Origin of the sequence: Yersinia sp. 2540 StPb PI (assembly GCF_052217165.1) — a bacterium.
Lineage (GTDB): Bacteria > Pseudomonadota > Gammaproteobacteria > Enterobacterales > Enterobacteriaceae > Yersinia > Yersinia enterocolitica_E.
The window spans coordinates 878,435-895,546 of record NZ_JAZGQC010000001.1 but is presented as its reverse complement, the minus strand read 5'-3'; the positions used below and the strand labels follow the sequence as shown (position 1 = coordinate 895,546).

Genomic DNA, 17,112 nt, shown 5'->3' with positions numbered 1-17,112 from the left:
CTATTCCCCTGTATTAACCGGTACAGCTTTGATCAGAAATAACCTGACAACACTGTGAGATTGCTTATCAGTGCTGCGAAATAACCCACCTAATAATGGAATATCGCCCAGTAGCGGTATTTTATTTTGCGACTCAATTTGTTTATCCTGGATGAAGCCACCCAATAACAGACTTTGCCCAACACGCAACGTGGCTTGTGTTGAGATATCTGAATTTTGTATTTCCGGTAACGGTTCACTACTGCTTATCGGCGCCTGCTGTTGCCCATCCTGAATGTTAAGATTAAGCAAAACTTCTTTTACACCATCGGCATCAATCATTCTCGGTGTCACTCGCAATAATGACCCAGAGGTGATCGATTCAAGTTTTGCCACTTTATCGCCTTGCAACTTGGTATAAAACGTTACGTTTTTATCCAGTACCGCCTGAATATTATTTAGGGTGACCACCGAAGGGCGTGATAAGACTCTGGCACGTGAATTCTTTTGTAACGCATTCAAGCGAACCATAAAGTTCCCAGTATCACCAATTACAGTGGAGAAACCATCAGCACTATTTTTCCCCGAATTACTATTAAACGAGATACCCGCGCCACCAATGGAAGTGGATGCAGACCAATCGATACCAAGCTGGCTAATATCTCCGGCATCAACATCAATAATGGTCACTGATATTTCTATTTGAACTGGCCGCTGATCCAACTGAGCGATCAAACTACGATAGACCGGCATATTGACCTGGCGATCACGGATAATAATTGCGTTTTGCCGAGGATCAGCCGAGAAAAGAGGCATGCTGGTATGCGCCTCATCTTGTTCTTTTCCTGCAACTAACGGCAGACTATTGCCCTGACTCATCTCGCGCAATACGCTGACTAAGCCCGGTAATTTAACTTGCTGATCACGATACTGATAATTAGAGTCAGCCGCAGAGGCATATTTTAGCTGGAAGACTTTCACTGTTTCTTTATTTTGGTTTTGCTTACGGGCTTGAGACGAAAGCATGTTGCTCAATGTCGTCACCCGTTCAATACAGATAGGAACACCCGTAACCTCAATAGCATCCAGACGAGAAATAGCCTTTATTGCACAGTTTTTTCCTGCGGCTACTCCGCTATGTTGTAGATACTTGATTAAAGTTGTCGTTGATAATCCATCTGGCGATATAAATTCCCTGCGGATGGCTTGAGCTTTGTAAAAATAGAGTATTTCACCATCATAGTACCAGGTAAGATTGTATAGACCGGCTAATTCAGCCAGGATTGCTTCTGGTGTTTTGTCGCGAATCTTCCCACTAAAGTGTTCGTTTATTTCCGGGCTAATGACTACCGGGATACCATAATTCATCCCTAAATCTTTTAATAGGTTAGATACACTCATACCCCGGCTATAAATAAAGAAAGGCTCTCCTTGCCAGGGAATAGCTTGACCATGGGCCAGTGACACTGAAAACAGTAATATTAAACTGGCAAGTTCTTTCATGAGATAACCTTGCTGACATACTTCTTCGGTTTGGTTAAGACGTTTGCCTGGGAGGTACTCAATGTGGCGACCAAGCCGCTTAAATGCTGAATAACGGCATGAATTTGTTCTAATTTCATCGAGAGTTCTTGATTCTCACCGGCGATCCTCTCGCTATTATCAAGTGTATATCGCCCCCATAACCACCAATTGCCATCGTTAAACTGTAAAGCAAAATCCTGCGTATTCTCCAGCGCCACCAGCATAAGTGCAATATATCGAATAACAGTATTGGATATCATTTTTCTCTCAATAAAAAAAACACCAATACAAATAGAATGATGGTAATCCATCGCTTTGGCAGGAATTCCTTTCAACGTGAATTGAACAATATTAATATCTGATAGATCAATGTCGTTAACTAAGGGTTGTCTCTTCAACATTTCAAGCATCGGCGGTAACTCCTGCATCAGTACGATTTAATTATCCTCCGTAATTAAATATTCGTTATAAGGTAAAAACCTGATTTACTCTTTTTACAGAACTAAATGAATCTATAACGAGCAGTAATGAAATCAGTGTATTTCTTGATATCAAATTTTGGCTGTGGCGTACTAAAAAAAAACAGTCAGGTGACTTTATGGAAAACTCATCATCACTCGTCACTCGATTGACACTATTACTGGGCATGACCTTAATGGCCATATGGCTTATTTCAATTGCGGCCATGGCATTCTTCTCATATGAGGATACCCGCCAACGTTTGGTGAATGAATTAACCCACATGGCATCATTACGCGCAGATTTAAGTAATTACCAATTTGAAGGCGCGGAACGGGACGCAACCGCATTGATCAGTCGCCAGACAAGTTACCAAGCCACCTGGCGATTGCCGATTAGACGTACAGATGATGATCAGAGCGACAATATTCCTTTTAGTTCAGGAATGTGTAATGCCATCCAATCCAGACATGACCTTCGCATTGCTCAGGCTTATGGAACTTCTGGTCAAACTTATTATCTCGACAGTTTCACGATTAAAAACAAAGAAGGTATTACCATATTCAGACCACAGGCGGTATCAAATAACTATTTGAACCAGCGACGTAAAGAATTACTTTTACTGCCAATATTTCCTACCCATGACAATATTTTTTGGGGGATGCCGACTTATAGCCCACAACGAGGCTGGCATGTTTCTGTTGCCGCATGTGATCACGCCGGTTCATTAGCTGGATTCTCATTAAAACTGAATGAGTTGGTGACGGATAATCAGCCAGTTGAACAGAGAGATATTAATTTATGGTTGGATAAGAGTGGCGAGTTGTTACCGATATCTCAGCAAAATATACCTTCGCATCAGTTACATGAGATTCTTCGCCAGCTAAAAGACCGAAATTTACATGATGGTTGGCAACAAACACCTGATTATTTGGTATTAAGAACCCAGTTAAAAGGTCCCGGTTGGCAACAGTTAGTTATTTATCCCCGCGTCGGTTTTGCCTGGGAAGCGGCCAAGCCCGCATTACATCAACTCCCCTTTGCACTGGCTATTTTGCTACTACTTACGTTAGTGCTCTCTTTATTACTGCGATATTACCTCGCTATTCCCCTATGGAACTTCATCAATATAATTGGTGCCACCGGCCCACAAGCGATGGAGCCGCGTTTACCAGTGAAACGCATGGATGAGTTAGGGCAGATTGCTCGTGCTTATAACAACTTGCTAGACACCTTGAATGAGCAGTACGACACCCTTGAAATGAAAGTAAAGGAACGTACTCTGGCACTGGCAAAATCAAAACAGCTGGCCGAACAGGCTAATCGCCGTAAGAGTGTCCATCTAACCACCATCAGTCATGAAATTCGTACCCCTTTAAATGGCACGCTAGGTGCTGTTGAGTTATTACAAAATACCCCACTGACCTGCGAGCAATATCGGTTGGCCGAGACCGCTCGCCAGTGCTCACATTCTTTACTGATGATAGTTAACAACCTGTTGGATTTTTCACGTATTGAGTCGGGGCAAATGGCCTTGTCTCAAGAGAAAACCGCCTTATTGCCCTTATTGGATCAGGCCATGTTAACTATTCATAGCCAGGCCTTGAGTAAAGCCATCACCCTCTCTACTTACGTCAGTTCGGATGTGCCGCTGGAACTGGAGTTGGACCAACAACGCTTAAAGCAGATTCTGGTTAACTTATTGGGCAATGCCGTTAAATTCACGCAATGTGGCCATATTAAGCTCAATGTAGTCCGTAAGGGCCAGCAGCTCTGCTTCACTGTTGAAGATACCGGCTGTGGTATTGATTTGCAGCTTCAACAAGAGATATTCCACCCTTTTGTCCAGACCCATGAGCACGGGCAGGGAACAGGGTTGGGACTAACTATTGCAGATAATCTGGCAAGAATGATGGGGGGCAATATTACACTTTTTAGCCTACCAGACCACGGTAGTCGCTTCTCATTAAGTCTGCCATTTTGTGGGAAAATAGTGCTCAAACCGTTTAAAGGTGAAATATGTGCACCACAGCCATTACATGCTCAATTATCTTCGTGGGGGATAACCTGCCCGCCAGAGGGTAATCAATCAGTACACCTGTCGCAGACCCCCTTTAACGATAAAGAGCTGTGCTACCTACCCGGTCGCTTATATAGCAACGTTAAAAAGCATCTTAACGGAGAGAAGCAGCCCGCCTCATCTCAGCAAGAGATACCACATGCTCTCCCACTACAACCTTGGCATATGACCATATTGTTAGTCGATGATGCTGAAAACAATCGAGATATCACCGGCATGATGCTGCGCCAATTGGGGCATCAAGTGACTCTGGCAGAGAGTGGCGAAATCGCACTACGCCTCGGCCAAACGCAGCGTTTTGATCTGGTGCTGATGGATATTCGTATGCCAGGTATGGATGGGCTGGCAACAACCCGCTATTGGCGTGATGATGCGAACAACCAAGATAATCGCTGCATGATTACGGCATTAAGTGCCAATACCAATCCTGAGGAAAAGATAAGGGCCAGTCAGGCAGGGATGAATCATTATCTCTCTAAACCGGTGACTTTCAGCCAACTGGCAGAAGTACTGGATCTGACGGCACAATTCCAGCTCGAACGCGGGGTAACACTCACCCCCCAGTTATCAACACCGAGGCCACTATTGAATCTGGCTGACAGCTCATTGCGTCTTAACCTATTACAATCATTGCAACTATTAGTGCAGCAGGGGAGGGAGTCTCTCACCCATACCCCCACGTTATCGCACCAGCTTCACACCTTAAAAGGCTGTGCCGGGCAAGCGGGCCTTACTGAGTTACAAGACGCTGTAATTCAGCTGGAAATAGCAGTCGAAAATCATGAACTCATTACACCGCAAGATATCGATCACCTCGACGAGATAATCCATTTGCTGTTTCAACCGCGGGAGCCCCGCGACACCATTTCAATCGTCAGGTAAAGGGAATAACTTTATGAATACGAAATTACTGATTGTCGACGATCATGAACTAATCATTAATGGCATTAAAAATATGCTGGCAGCTTATCCACGTTATCAGATTGTTGGCCAAGCTGATAATGGGCTGGATGTATACAATTTGTGCCGCCAAACAGAGCCAGACATTGCGATTATAGATCTCGGATTGCCCGGTATGGATGGCCTTGATGTCATTATTCAACTGCTTCGCCGCTGGCCGACGATGAAGATTCTGGCATTAACAGCCCGCCATGAGGAACATCACGCCAGCAAAACGTTAAGCAGTGGCGCACTAGGTTATGTTCTGAAAAAAAGCCCACAGCAAATTCTGCTGGCAGCCATTCAAACGGTCGCGGCGGGTAAACGTTATATTGACCCTGCACTCAATAGTTCTCTGGTTAATAAACTGGCACAAGGTAGCGATGCCCGCCAACCGGTGCTAACGCCACGGGAGCGACAGATCCTAAAACTTATTACCGAAGGTGCCTGTAACCGTATTATCGCAACTCACCTTTCCATCAGCCAAAAAACTGTAGAAACCCACCGCCTTAATATGATGAAAAAACTGGATGTGCACAAAGTCGCTGAGCTTATCCATTGGTCATACCGCTTAGGACTAAATGAATAATGTCACTGGTGTTTTATTGATGATAGACACAAATAAAAACCCCCTATCAGTATCTCACTAATAGGGGGCCTACAAATATCAATGCTCAACTCCAAGCAGCGAATGAATCAGCCCGAATGAACTTATATGAGTAAGTTATTCGGGCCAATACGAATGACTAACATCACCGGAGCATCAAGGGTAAAGAGTATTAGCCTTGGCTAACCGGCGTCTGTTTCGGTGCAAATAACGCTTTCTCATATGCCTTGGCTTTTTTATGGTCAAACTGATGTTCCCACTTAGCAATAACCAGCACTGCTAATGCATTCCCCACCACATTCAGTGCAGTACGTGCCATATCCAGAATACGGTCCACACCGGCGATAAAGGCCAAACCTTCCAGTGGAATACCTACACTGCCTAGCGTTGCTAACAAGACAACAAACGAGACTCCCGGAACACCGGCAATCCCTTTAGAGGTCACCATTAAGGTTAGGACCAGAATGATCTCTTGCCCAATGGACAGCTCGATACCATATAACTGGGCAATAAATATGGCGGCAATACTCTGATAAAGGGTAGAACCATCTAAGTTGAAGGAATAGCCCGTCGGAACCACAAAGCTGGTAATCGATTTTGGCGCGCCATAGGCTTCCATTTTCTCGATGATTCGCGGCAATACAGTTTCTGAACTGGCGGTAGAGTAAGCTAAAATCAGCTCATCTTTCAAAATTCGAATCAAGGTCCAGATCCGTAATTTACATAATCTGGCAACGGTGCCCAGCACGACCAGTGCAAAAAATAGAATCGCGGCGTAAACCAAAATAACCAGCTTGGCCAATGGAATAAGCGAGGCAAAACCAAAATTGGCAACCGTCACCGAGATCAAGCCAAACACCCCGATAGGCGCATAGCGCATAATCATATGAGTGACTTTGAACATGCTTTCAGAAATTGCTTTAAACACATTCAACAGTGGCTCTTTGGTTTCTTTTGGCAATGAAGACAGCCCTAAACCAAACAACACTGAGAAGAAGATAATTGGCAACATATCGCCTTTCGCCATGGAAGCGAAGACGTTGGCAGGAATGAGCGACAATATAGTGCTCACCAGGCTGTGGCTACCACTTTGTACTTGCTCAGTGGTCTTTTCATACTGGGAGATATCGACCACCGTCAATGCCGACATATCAATGCCGTGCCCCGGTTGAAACACATTCGCCAAGGTGATCCCAACAATAATGGCGATGGTAGTGATAACTTCGAAATAGATAATGGTTTTCAGGCCAATTCGCCCAAGCTTCTTCGCATCACCAACACCAGCAATACCCACGATCAAGGTCGAAATAACTATCGGTACAACAATCATTTTAATTAAGCGGATGAAGATATCACCTGCCGGACTTAAAATATTACTAACTAACCACTCTCTGGATTCAATTTGATTATGCAGAACCGCACCAACCAAAATACCTAATACCAGCGCAATGAGTATTTGCCAGGCCAGACCTATTTTTACACTTTTCATACCCTAAAAATTCCTCAAAGCATCCTATAAAATGCAAGTTACCAAGCATTTCAAATAGAATACTTAATCATTAAATACGGGGCTATAGTTGATAAAACGTATGGTTCAGCCTCCCGCCAGCCGACCACGTTATAAATCAGTATCATTTCTGGACACTCTTCTGCAAGCCTTGTTTACACTAAGCCCACATGATGCTGAGGCATAACTTCAGCCCCAAAAATCTTTAAACCACAGTAAATATTTGTTATTAAAATAATAAAACCCATCAGAGACAAATAACATCGCAACTGTCTGTATAAAAAATAAGCTAAATTAAATTACGTGATAAACTCTCATTGTGTTCTATTTTTTGACTTATTTTGTTTTTATTTTGTTAAATTCGGCCGTTTTAATTCTCCGCTTATTCTGGAAGTTTCGCAACCAAAGTCGATTTTTTTCAGCGAAATGAGAGAAATTTATTCAAATAGAGAAAATAATAAATTGCATATTTATTCCATTGGGCTTTGTATTTATATATTCATATTCTCAGTTGATATATATATGTAATTCTAATTACAGTAAGATATAAAAATATAAATTTCCCGATGGTTGTAAATTGATTTTTAATTTTTTGGTTAACAACTACTATTAAATTGCATTAGTCACGCTACGTTAGTACTTTTAGTGACATTCCCCCTTCAATATTCTTATTTCACGCTAGAAATGAGCTGATCTGCACATTTCCTTTCCTTTATTGCATGATCACAAGGCGCGTCTCCTATCATTAAGATATCGATTCACCACGCAGCACATTAAGTAAGTCTCTAAATCAACATCTTTTATGCGTGATCTGCCGCCCAAAAAAGAAACAAAACGGCCCTCCACACTATAATTAACTTTTGATTGACATATTATTAACAATCTCAAGGAGAACTATTATGAGCCAAATACATAAACACCCTATTCCAACTGCAATTGCAGAGCATGCCCTGATAAATCCTGAACAATATCAGCAATATTATCAACAATCTGTGCAGAACCCAGATGAATTTTGGGGCGAACATGGCAAGATTATTGATTGGATTAAACCGTATAAAACAGTTAAAAACACCTCCTTTGACCCCGGTCATATCAGCATCCGCTGGTTCGAAGATGGCACACTGAATCTTGCAGCTAACTGCCTTGACCGTCACCTGGCAGAGCGTGGCGATCAAACCGCAATTATTTGGGAAGGTGATGATCCTAACCAATCAAAAACCGTCACCTATAAACAGCTTCACCACGATGTATGCCAGTTTGCTAATGTGCTGAAAAAACTGGGCATCAAGAAAGGTGATGTGGTTGCAATCTATATGCCGATGGTGCCAGAAGCCGCTGTTGCTATGCTGGCCTGCGCGCGTATTGGCGCCGTGCACTCTGTTATTTTTGGTGGATTCTCACCTGATGCCGTTGCTGGCCGAATTATCGACTCTAACTCAAAACTGGTGATTACTGCCGATGAAGGCATTCGTGCTGGTCGCGCAATTCCACTGAAAAAAAATGTCGATGAAGCCTTAAAAAATCCAGCTATCACCAGTATCAAAAATGTGGTCGTCTTCCAACGTACTGGCAATGCCAGCTATTGGAAAGACGGGAGAGATTTGTGGTGGCATGACCTGATAAAAGAAGCCTCCACCGACTGCCCGCCAGAAGAGATGAATGCCGAAGACCCACTGTTCATCCTTTATACCTCGGGTTCTACTGGCAAACCAAAAGGGGTTTTACATACCACCGGCGGTTATCTGGTTTATGCCGCGTTGACCTTTAAATACGTTTTTGATTATCACCCCGGCGATATCTACTGGTGTACCGCAGACGTTGGTTGGGTCACCGGCCACAGCTATTTGCTGTATGGCCCACTGGCTTGCGGTGCTATTACTCTGATGTTTGAAGGTGTTCCTAACTATCCAGGCGTCAATCGCTTGGGTCAGGTTATCGATAAACATCAGGTTAATATTCTGTATACCGCCCCTACCGCCATTCGTGCCTTAATGGCCGAAGGTGACAAAGCCATCGAAGGGACAAAACGCGACTCCCTACGCATTATGGGTTCAGTTGGTGAACCTATTAACCCGGAAGCATGGGAATGGTATTACAACAAGATTGGTAACAGTAAATGCCCGATTGTTGATACCTGGTGGCAAACTGAAACGGGCGGTTTCATGATAACGCCACTGCCAGGAGCCACAGAGTTAAAAGCCGGTTCAGCTACTCGCCCCTTCTTTGGGGTACAGCCAGCGTTGGTCGACAACTTAGGTAACCTGCAAGAAGGTGCAGCCGAAGGCAATCTGGTGATAACCGACTCTTGGCCGGGTCAGGCCAGAACCTTATTCGGCGATCATGACCGTTTTGAGCAGACCTACTTCTCAACCTTTAAAGGCATGTATTTCAGTGGTGATGGCGCTCGTCGTGACGAAGATGGCTACTACTGGATAACCGGCCGCGTCGATGACGTACTTAACGTTTCAGGTCACCGCCTAGGGACCGCTGAGATTGAATCCGCATTGGTTTCACACCCGAAAATTGCCGAAGCTGCCGTCGTCGGGGTCCCACACAGCATTAAAGGGCAAGCTATCTATGCCTACATCACGCTGAATCACGGTGAAGAACCGACACCAGAGCTGTATACCGAGGTGCGTAATTGGGTGCGTAAAGAGATTGGCCCAATTGCGACCCCAGATATTTTGCACTGGACTGATTCACTGCCAAAAACCCGTTCAGGCAAGATCATGCGCCGTATTCTGCGCAAAATTGCGGCTGGCGATACCAGCAACTTAGGGGATACCTCAACACTGGCCGATCCGGGCGTAGTGGACAAATTACTGGAAGAAAAACAATCAATGCAAACACCGTCGTAAATTGTGCCGCCTACCGGCGGCAAACTTAATTAATGCCTCAAAGGAGAGACTCTGATGAATGACAGCATTTATCAAGAGATTGAAAATAACCCGCGTTTCAAAGAGTTGGTGCAAAAGCGTGGCCGCTTTGCCTGGACACTGTCGCTCATTACCCTAGCGCTGTATGTCGGTTTCATTTTCCTTATTGCTTTCGAACCACAATGGCTCGGTACCCCGCTATATGCAGGCTCCAGCATTACTCGCGGCATACCCGTTGGTGTGGGGTTGATCGTTATTTCTTTTGTTCTTACAGGTATTTACGTTATTCGTGCTAATGGCGAGTTTGACCGTCTGACGGCAGAAATTCTTCGTGAGGTGAAGCAATGAAGACTCGCCATTGGTCCGTACTTTCCTTACTGACTCTGCCTGCGCTGTCACAGGCAGAAGCAATTACCGGCGAAGTTCATCGCCAGCCGCTCAATATTCAAGCGATCATTATGTTCGTATTGTTTGTTGGCGCGACATTATATATTACCTACTGGGCATCAAAGCGTACCCGTTCCCGGGGTGATTATTATACCGCTGGCGGGCGCATAACCGGTTTCCAAAATGGTTTGGCCATTGCTGGGGACTTTATGTCTGCGGCATCATTTCTGGGTATTTCCGCGCTGGTTTATACCTCTGGCTATGATGGCTTGATTTACTCCATCGGCTTTCTAATCGGCTGGCCAATCATTCTATTTTTAATTGCCGAGCGGCTGCGTAATCTGGGTCGCTATACCTTTGCTGATGTGGCTTCTTATCGCTTGAAACAAAGGCCGATAAGAACATTATCTGCCTGTGGTTCGTTAGTGGTGGTCGCTTTATATCTGATAGCTCAAATGGTCGGTGCCGGTAAGCTGATAGAGTTGTTGTTTGGCTTGAACTACCACGTAGCCGTGGTGTTGGTGGGCATCCTGATGGTACTGTACGTCTTGTTTGGCGGCATGTTAGCCACAACGTGGGTACAGATTATCAAAGCGGTGTTACTGCTGGCGGGTGCTTCATTTATGGCCATTATGGTTATGAAGTCGGTTAACTTTAACTTCAATACCTTATTCAGTGAGGCCATTAAAGTTCACCCTAAAGGCTTGGCGATCATGAGCCCTGGAGGGCTAGTCTCTGACCCAATATCAGCATTGTCGCTCGGCTTGGCATTAATGTTTGGTACCGCAGGCTTACCACACATTCTAATGCGTTTCTTTACGGTAAGTGATGCCAAAGAAGCCCGCAAGAGCGTGTTCTATGCCACTGGCTTTATCGGTTACTTCTACATATTGACCTTTATTATTGGTTTTGGCGCAATCCTGTTGGTCGGCCCGAATCCAGCCTTTAAGGATGCGGCGGGGGCACTGCTTGGCGGTAATAATATGGCAGCAGTGCATCTGGCTGATGCCGTGGGGGGTAGCTTCTTCTTAGGCTTTATCTCGGCAGTTGCTTTCGCAACTATTTTGGCGGTGGTTGCCGGTCTGACATTAGCGGGGGCATCTGCTGTTTCTCATGACCTTTACGCCAGTGTCATCAAGAAGGGTAAAGCAAATGAACGCGATGAACTGAGAGTTTCTAAAATCACAGTGGTTATTTTAGGGTTTGTGGCAATCGGCTTGGGGATTTTGTTTGAGAAGCAAAACATTGCTTTCATGGTAGGTTTGGCATTCTCCATTGCCGCCAGTTGTAACTTCCCAATCATCTTCATTTCAATGTATTGGGATAAACTGACCACGCGTGGTGCAATGATTGGTGGCTGGTTGGGGTTACTGACTGCGGTGATCCTGATGATTTTAGGCCCAACTATCTGGGTAACCATTCTAGGACACGCAAAACCAATTTATCCATATGAATACCCGGCATTATTCTCAATGATAGTGGCATTTGTCGGGATATGGTTCTTCTCCGTCACTGATAATTCAGAAGAGGGTAAGCAAGAACGTCTGCGCTTTAAAGCACAGTTTGTCCGTTCACAAACGGGGTTGGGCGCCTCTCAAAGTAGCTCTCACTGATCGTATTTGGTGGATAAAAGGCCCCTCGGGGCCTTTTTTATGGCTTCAACCAGCGGTCTAACCAAGGGAAAACCACATCTTGCTGCTCTTGGTAAAATACGTGCCCCAACGCGGGCCAGCTACGAGTGACTAAGCGTGATTCCGCATTTTGTGACCGCCAGATTGCATGCACTTTACTGTAAGCCTGCTCGACCGCATCCGATGGGAACAATTTATCTTTCCCGCCGTTAAAAAGAAGCATCGGTTTTGGTGCCGCTAAGCTGGCAATATCAGGGAAATCCAACTTATTGGCAATACCAGGGTGGAGCATGTAAAAAGCGGATTGCCCACGAAGTACATTATTACCTGGGGTCATCAAACCTTGATAGTTACCAAACCAAGAGATAGCCGCAGTGGCCGCGACCTTATCCGATAATGCAGCTAACTGCCAGGCACGATACGCTCCCATAGAAAATCCAAGAGCACCAATACGTTGGCGGTCAACTGATGGAAGTGTCGCCAGAAAATCAACCGTTCGTATATCTTCATAAGCCATCGTGCCCGCTAATGAACGGCCAAGATTAAAGAAGTTACTGGCTAAGGCCTGCTGTTGCTCATAGCTGATAGGGCCTCTATCACCCCAGCCAATAGCATCAATAGAAAGCACGACATAACCACGTTTTGCCAACTCATCGCCAATGAATTTACCGCTAAAGAATTTATCCGACCAAGCCTGCGCTGAGGCAAGCTGTGCGCTATCGCACCAAGGGCGGATCATTTTCTCTTTGCCAATATCAAATTTAGACCCATGGTCATGCAAAAGAACAATCGCCGGATGAGGGCCTTTGCTTTTCGGTGTTAATAGCAAGCCCTGGACACGGCTTTCATCTGTGATGTTTAATGCTATTTTTTCAGCAATATAGCGGCCACGATCCTGCTGATCTATTTTCTCTGCTGAAAATGCAATTGTTGAGTCAGGAGTGAGCAATGCTTGTCGGAAGATCTTTCTGGTGTCGCTTTTCCACTGTGCAAAGTCAGTGTATCTCCCTGCCAGCCATGAACTTTGATAAGTCATCTGTTTTTTTAGCTGTGGATAAAATACTGGCAGATTATTTTCAGTAATAGCTTCTTTTTGATACGTCACAGGACTGGCCTGTGCTGTTGCGGCAGTAAGTATCGCTGACAGGGCGAGCGAACAGACAAATAGACCGGCATTCATTCAAACCTCACAATCAAAACATCGTTTCAATTTTTGATTGAATGATTTTAAGGTAAAAAAGGTTATTTTCTGTGGCGAGGGTTATAAAAATGACAGAAAGCAAAAAGAAAAGGTTATTCAATGTTCAAACTGCATGTCATGCTCGAGTCGAACCTGTACACCAGACAAACAAAAAAGGCCACCCGTTAGGGTAGCCTCTTTTGCTTGTTTGATGCCTGGCAGTGTCCTACTCTCGCATGGGGAGACCCCACACTACCATCGGCGCTACGGCGTTTCACTTCTGAGTTCGGCATGGGATCAGGTGGGACCACCGCGCTAAGGCCGCCAGGCAAATTCTGTCTAAACTAAACCCGCTATATGTTTCCACACAGCCAGCCAGCCCAATCTCGGAACTTCGCTGAAAATATCAATCTTTCAAATCAAAACACCTTTGGTGTTGTAAGGTTAAGCCTCACGGATCATTAGTACTGGTTAGCTCAATGCATCGCTGCACTTACACACCCAGCCTATCAACGTCATAGTCTTTAACGTTCCTTCAGGGGGCTTAAAGCCCCAGGGAAGACTCATCTCGAGGCAAGTTTCCCGCTTAGATGCTTTCAGCGGTTATCTCTTCCGAATTTAGCTACCGGGCAATGCCATTGGCATGACAACCCGAACACCAGTGATTCGTCCACTCCGGTCCTCTCGTACTAGGAGCAGCCCCTCTCAATCTTCCAACGCCCACGGCAGATAGGGACCGAACTGTCTCACGACGTTCTAAACCCAGCTCGCGTACCACTTTAAATGGCGAACAGCCATACCCTTGGGACCTACTTCAGCCCCAGGATGTGATGAGCCGACATCGAGGTGCCAAACACCGCCGTCGATATGAACTCTTGGGCGGTATCAGCCTGTTATCCCCGGAGTACCTTTTATCCGTTGAGCGATGGCCCTTCCATTCAGAACCACCGGATCACTAAGACCTACTTTCGTACCTGCTCGAGCCGTCACTCTCGCAGTCAAGCTAGCTTATGCCTTTGCACTAACCTCACGATGTCCGACCGTGATTAGCTAACCTTCGTGCTCCTCCGTTACTCTTTGGGAGGAGACCGCCCCAGTCAAACTACCCACCAGACACTGTCCTCACCCCAGATTATGGGGCCGAGTTAGAACATCAAACATTAAAGGGTGGTATTTCAAGGTTGGCTCCATGCAGACTGGCGTCCACACTTCAATGCCTCCCACCTATCCTACACATCAAGGCTCAATGTTCAGTGTCAAGCTATAGTAAAGGTTCACGGGGTCTTTCCGTCTTGCCGCGGGTACACTGCATCTTCACAGCGAGTTCAATTTCACTGAGTCTCGGGTGGAGACAGCCTGGCCATCATTACGCCATTCGTGCAGGTCGGAACTTACCCGACAAGGAATTTCGCTACCTTAGGACCGTTATAGTTACGGCCGCCGTTTACTGGGGCTTCGATCAAGAGCTTCGCCTTGCGGCTGACCCCATCAATTAACCTTCCAGCACCGGGCAGGCGTCACACCGTATACGTCCACTTTCGTGTTTGCACAGTGCTGTGTTTTTATTAAACAGTTGCAGCCAGCTGGTATCTGCGACTGGCTTCGGCGCCGGGAGCAAGTCCCATTACCTAATGCCAGCGTGCCTTCTCCCGAAGTTACGGCACCATTTTGCCTAGTTCCTTCACCCGAGTTCTCTCAAGCGCCTGAGTATTCTCTACCTGACCACCTGTGTCGGTTTGGGGTACGATTTAATGTTACCTGATGCTTAGAGGCTTTTCCTGGAAGCTTGGCATCAACTACTTCACCACCGTAGTGGCTCGTCATCACACCTCAGCGTTGATAAGCAACCGGATTTACCAAGTCACTCCGCCTACATGCTTAAACCGGGACAACCGTCGCCCGGCTAGCCTAGCCTTCTCCGTCCCCCCTTCGCAGTAACACCAAGTACAGGAATATTAACCTGTTTCCCATCGACTACGCTTTTCAGCCTCGCCTTAGGGGTCGACTCACCCTGCCCCGATTAACGTTGGACAGGAACCCTTGGTCTTCCGGCGTGCGGGTTTTTCACCCGCATTATCGTTACTTATGTCAGCATTCGCACTTCTGATACCTCCAGCAACCCTCACAGGTCACCTTCAACGGCTTACAGAACGCTCCCCTACCCAACAACACCTAAGTGTCGCTGCCGCAGCTTCGGTGCATGGTTTAGCCCCGTTACATCTTCCGCGCAGGCCGACTCGACCAGTGAGCTATTACGCTTTCTTTAAATGATGGCTGCTTCTAAGCCAACATCCTGGCTGTCTGTGCCTTCCCACATCGTTTCCCACTTAACCATGACTTTGGGACCTTAGCTGGCGGTCTGGGTTGTTTCCCTCTTCACGACGGACGTTAGCACCCGCCGTGTGTCTCCCGTGATAACATTCTTCGGTATTCGGAGTTTGCATCGGTTTGGTAAGTCGGGATGACCCCCTAGCCGAAACAGTGCTCTACCCCCGAAGATGAGTTCACGAGGCGCTACCTAAATAGCTTTCGGGGAGAACCAGCTATCTCCCGGTTTGATTGGCCTTTCACCCCCAGCCACAAGTCATCCGCTAATTTTTCAACATTAGTCGGTTCGGTCCTCCAGTTAGTGTTACCCAACCTTCAACCTGCCCATGGCTAGATCACCGGGTTTCGGGTCTATACCTTGCAACTAGACGCCCAGTTAAGACTCGGTTTCCCTACGGCTCCCCTATTCGGTTAACCTTGCTACAAAATATAAGTCGCTGACCCATTATACAAAAGGTACGCAGTCACACCACGAAGGTGCTCCCACTGCTTGTACGTACACGGTTTCAGGTTCTATTTCACTCCCCTCGCCGGGGTTCTTTTCGCCTTTCCCTCACGGTACTGGTTCACTATCGGTCAGTCAGGAGTATTTAGCCTTGGAGGATGGTCCCCCCATATTCAGACAGGATGTCACGTGTCCCGCCCTACTCATCGAGTTCACAGCAAGTGTGTTTTGGTGTACGGGACTATCACCCTGTACCGTGCGACTTTCCAGACGCTTCCACTAACACACAAACTGATTCAGACTCTGGGCTCTTCCCCGTTCGCTCGCCGCTACTGGGGGAATCTCGGTTGATTTCTTTTCCTCGGGGTACTTAGATGTTTCAGTTCCCCCGGTTCGCCTTGCATGGCTATGTATTCACCATGCAATAGTGCAACGAATTGCACTGGGTTTCCCCATTCGGGTATCGTCGGTTGTAACGCTTCATATCAGCTTACCGACGCTTTTCGCAGATTAGCACGCCCTTCATCGCCTCTGACTGCCTAGGCATCCACCGTGTACGCTTAGTCGCTTAACCTCACAACCCAAAGATGTTTCTTATGTTCAAGTCGGTTGCGCGTCGTGAATACAGCGTTGTGCGGTACTCGGAATGCTCATGAACGTTAAGTTCACTCCGCGTCCTCCGTGCCGTACGCCTTGCCTTCACTTAGCTCACGCGACTCTCTTCATCAGAATGCACATTGGCATTGCGATTATTTGAGAGACTCTATTACAGGTTACTTTTTATCTCAGTACATCTACGGAGAGATAAATTTCAGCTGTAATGTTTCAATTTTCAGCTTGTTCCAGATTGTTAAAGAGCAATATCTTAAACACGACTCGTTAAAGTCATCTTTAAGATATTCAGTTGATAATGTCTTTCACACATTATCGGAGTGGCGTCCCCAAGGGGATTCGAACCCCTGTTACAGCCGTGAAAGGGCAGTGTCCTAGGCCTCTAGACGATGGGGACACAAAAATTTCTACTGAATCACTGATTCAGTATTTTTGTGTAAAGGTGAGAATGTGGTGACACATTCGAACGACTGATGCAGTAAAAACTCGATACCGAGGTCTTATTGCACAATCATCACCCTCATCAACAGGTGCTCTTGCTCATTTACATTCATCAGA

General features: G+C 46.1%; 9 protein-coding genes, 1 tRNA gene and 2 rRNA genes. 5 read left to right on the top strand and 7 right to left on the bottom strand.

The genetic code is table 11. The features are described from left to right. Both V1956_RS04010 and V1956_RS04005 read right to left on the bottom strand, forming a co-directional pair. On the bottom strand, positions 1-1,482 hold the full coding sequence (locus V1956_RS04010; protein WP_372559997.1) for an EscC/YscC/HrcC family type III secretion system outer membrane ring protein: 1,482 nt from the start codon (positions 1,480-1,482) through the stop codon (positions 1-3). Then, entirely contained in the window at positions 1,479-1,913 is a 435-nt protein-coding gene (locus V1956_RS04005; protein WP_442824823.1) for a hypothetical protein, read from the bottom strand. Before V1956_RS04005 ends, V1956_RS04010 begins: the two co-directional genes overlap by 4 nt. A 188-nt stretch (positions 1,914-2,101) precedes the next feature. Here V1956_RS04005 and V1956_RS04000 point away from each other — a divergent pair, with 188 nt between their 5' ends. Both V1956_RS04000 and V1956_RS03995 read left to right on the top strand, forming a co-directional pair. Then, a complete protein-coding gene (locus V1956_RS04000; RefSeq protein WP_442824822.1) occupies positions 2,102-4,924 on the top strand; it encodes a two component system sensor kinase in 2,823 nt (940 codons plus the stop codon). A gap of 13 nt (positions 4,925-4,937) precedes the next feature. Further along, the gene (locus V1956_RS03995) at positions 4,938-5,570 is read left to right on the top strand and encodes a two component system response regulator (protein WP_372560000.1); all 633 of its coding nucleotides are present in this window, start codon (positions 4,938-4,940) and stop codon (positions 5,568-5,570) included. 190 nt (positions 5,571-5,760) lie between these two features. On the opposite strand, the gene gltP is transcribed toward V1956_RS03995, so the two are convergent. After that, positions 5,761-7,077 carry a glutamate/aspartate:proton symporter GltP gene (gltP, locus tag V1956_RS03990; RefSeq protein WP_372560001.1) on the bottom strand — a complete coding sequence of 439 codons (1,317 nt, stop codon included), beginning with the start codon at positions 7,075-7,077 and terminating at the stop codon, positions 5,761-5,763. A gap of 917 nt (positions 7,078-7,994) precedes the next feature. On the opposite strand from gltP, the gene acs reads away from it, so the two are divergent. From acs to actP, 3 genes are read left to right on the top strand one after another with little or no spacing between them, the layout of a single operon-like run. Next, entirely contained in the window at positions 7,995-9,953 is a 1,959-nt protein-coding gene (gene acs / locus V1956_RS03985; RefSeq protein ID WP_372560002.1) for an acetate--CoA ligase, read from the top strand. A gap of 54 nt (positions 9,954-10,007) precedes the next feature. Further along, on the top strand, positions 10,008-10,319 hold the full coding sequence (locus V1956_RS03980) for a DUF485 domain-containing protein (protein WP_372560003.1): 312 nt from the start codon (positions 10,008-10,010) through the stop codon (positions 10,317-10,319). Further along, entirely contained in the window at positions 10,316-11,971 is a 1,656-nt protein-coding gene (gene actP, locus V1956_RS03975) for a cation/acetate symporter ActP (RefSeq protein WP_372560004.1), read from the top strand. Before V1956_RS03980 ends, actP begins: the two co-directional genes overlap by 4 nt. 37 nt (positions 11,972-12,008) lie before the next feature. Here actP and V1956_RS03970 read toward each other — a convergent pair whose 3' ends face one another. From V1956_RS03970 to V1956_RS03955, 4 genes are all read right to left on the bottom strand, one after another. Next, positions 12,009-13,169 (bottom strand): dienelactone hydrolase family protein, encoded by a 1,161-nt coding sequence (locus tag V1956_RS03970; RefSeq protein WP_420075371.1) that lies wholly within the window; start codon positions 13,167-13,169, stop codon positions 12,009-12,011. A gap of 213 nt (positions 13,170-13,382) precedes the next feature. Continuing rightward, positions 13,383-13,498, bottom strand: a 5S ribosomal RNA gene (gene rrf, locus V1956_RS03965). A 111-nt stretch (positions 13,499-13,609) separates the two neighbouring features. Then, positions 13,610-16,516, bottom strand: a 23S ribosomal RNA gene (locus tag V1956_RS03960). A 359-nt stretch (positions 16,517-16,875) separates the two neighbouring features. Further along, positions 16,876-16,951: transfer RNA gene (locus tag V1956_RS03955), tRNA-Glu, on the bottom strand. Between the last annotated feature and the right edge of the window lie 161 nt (positions 16,952-17,112).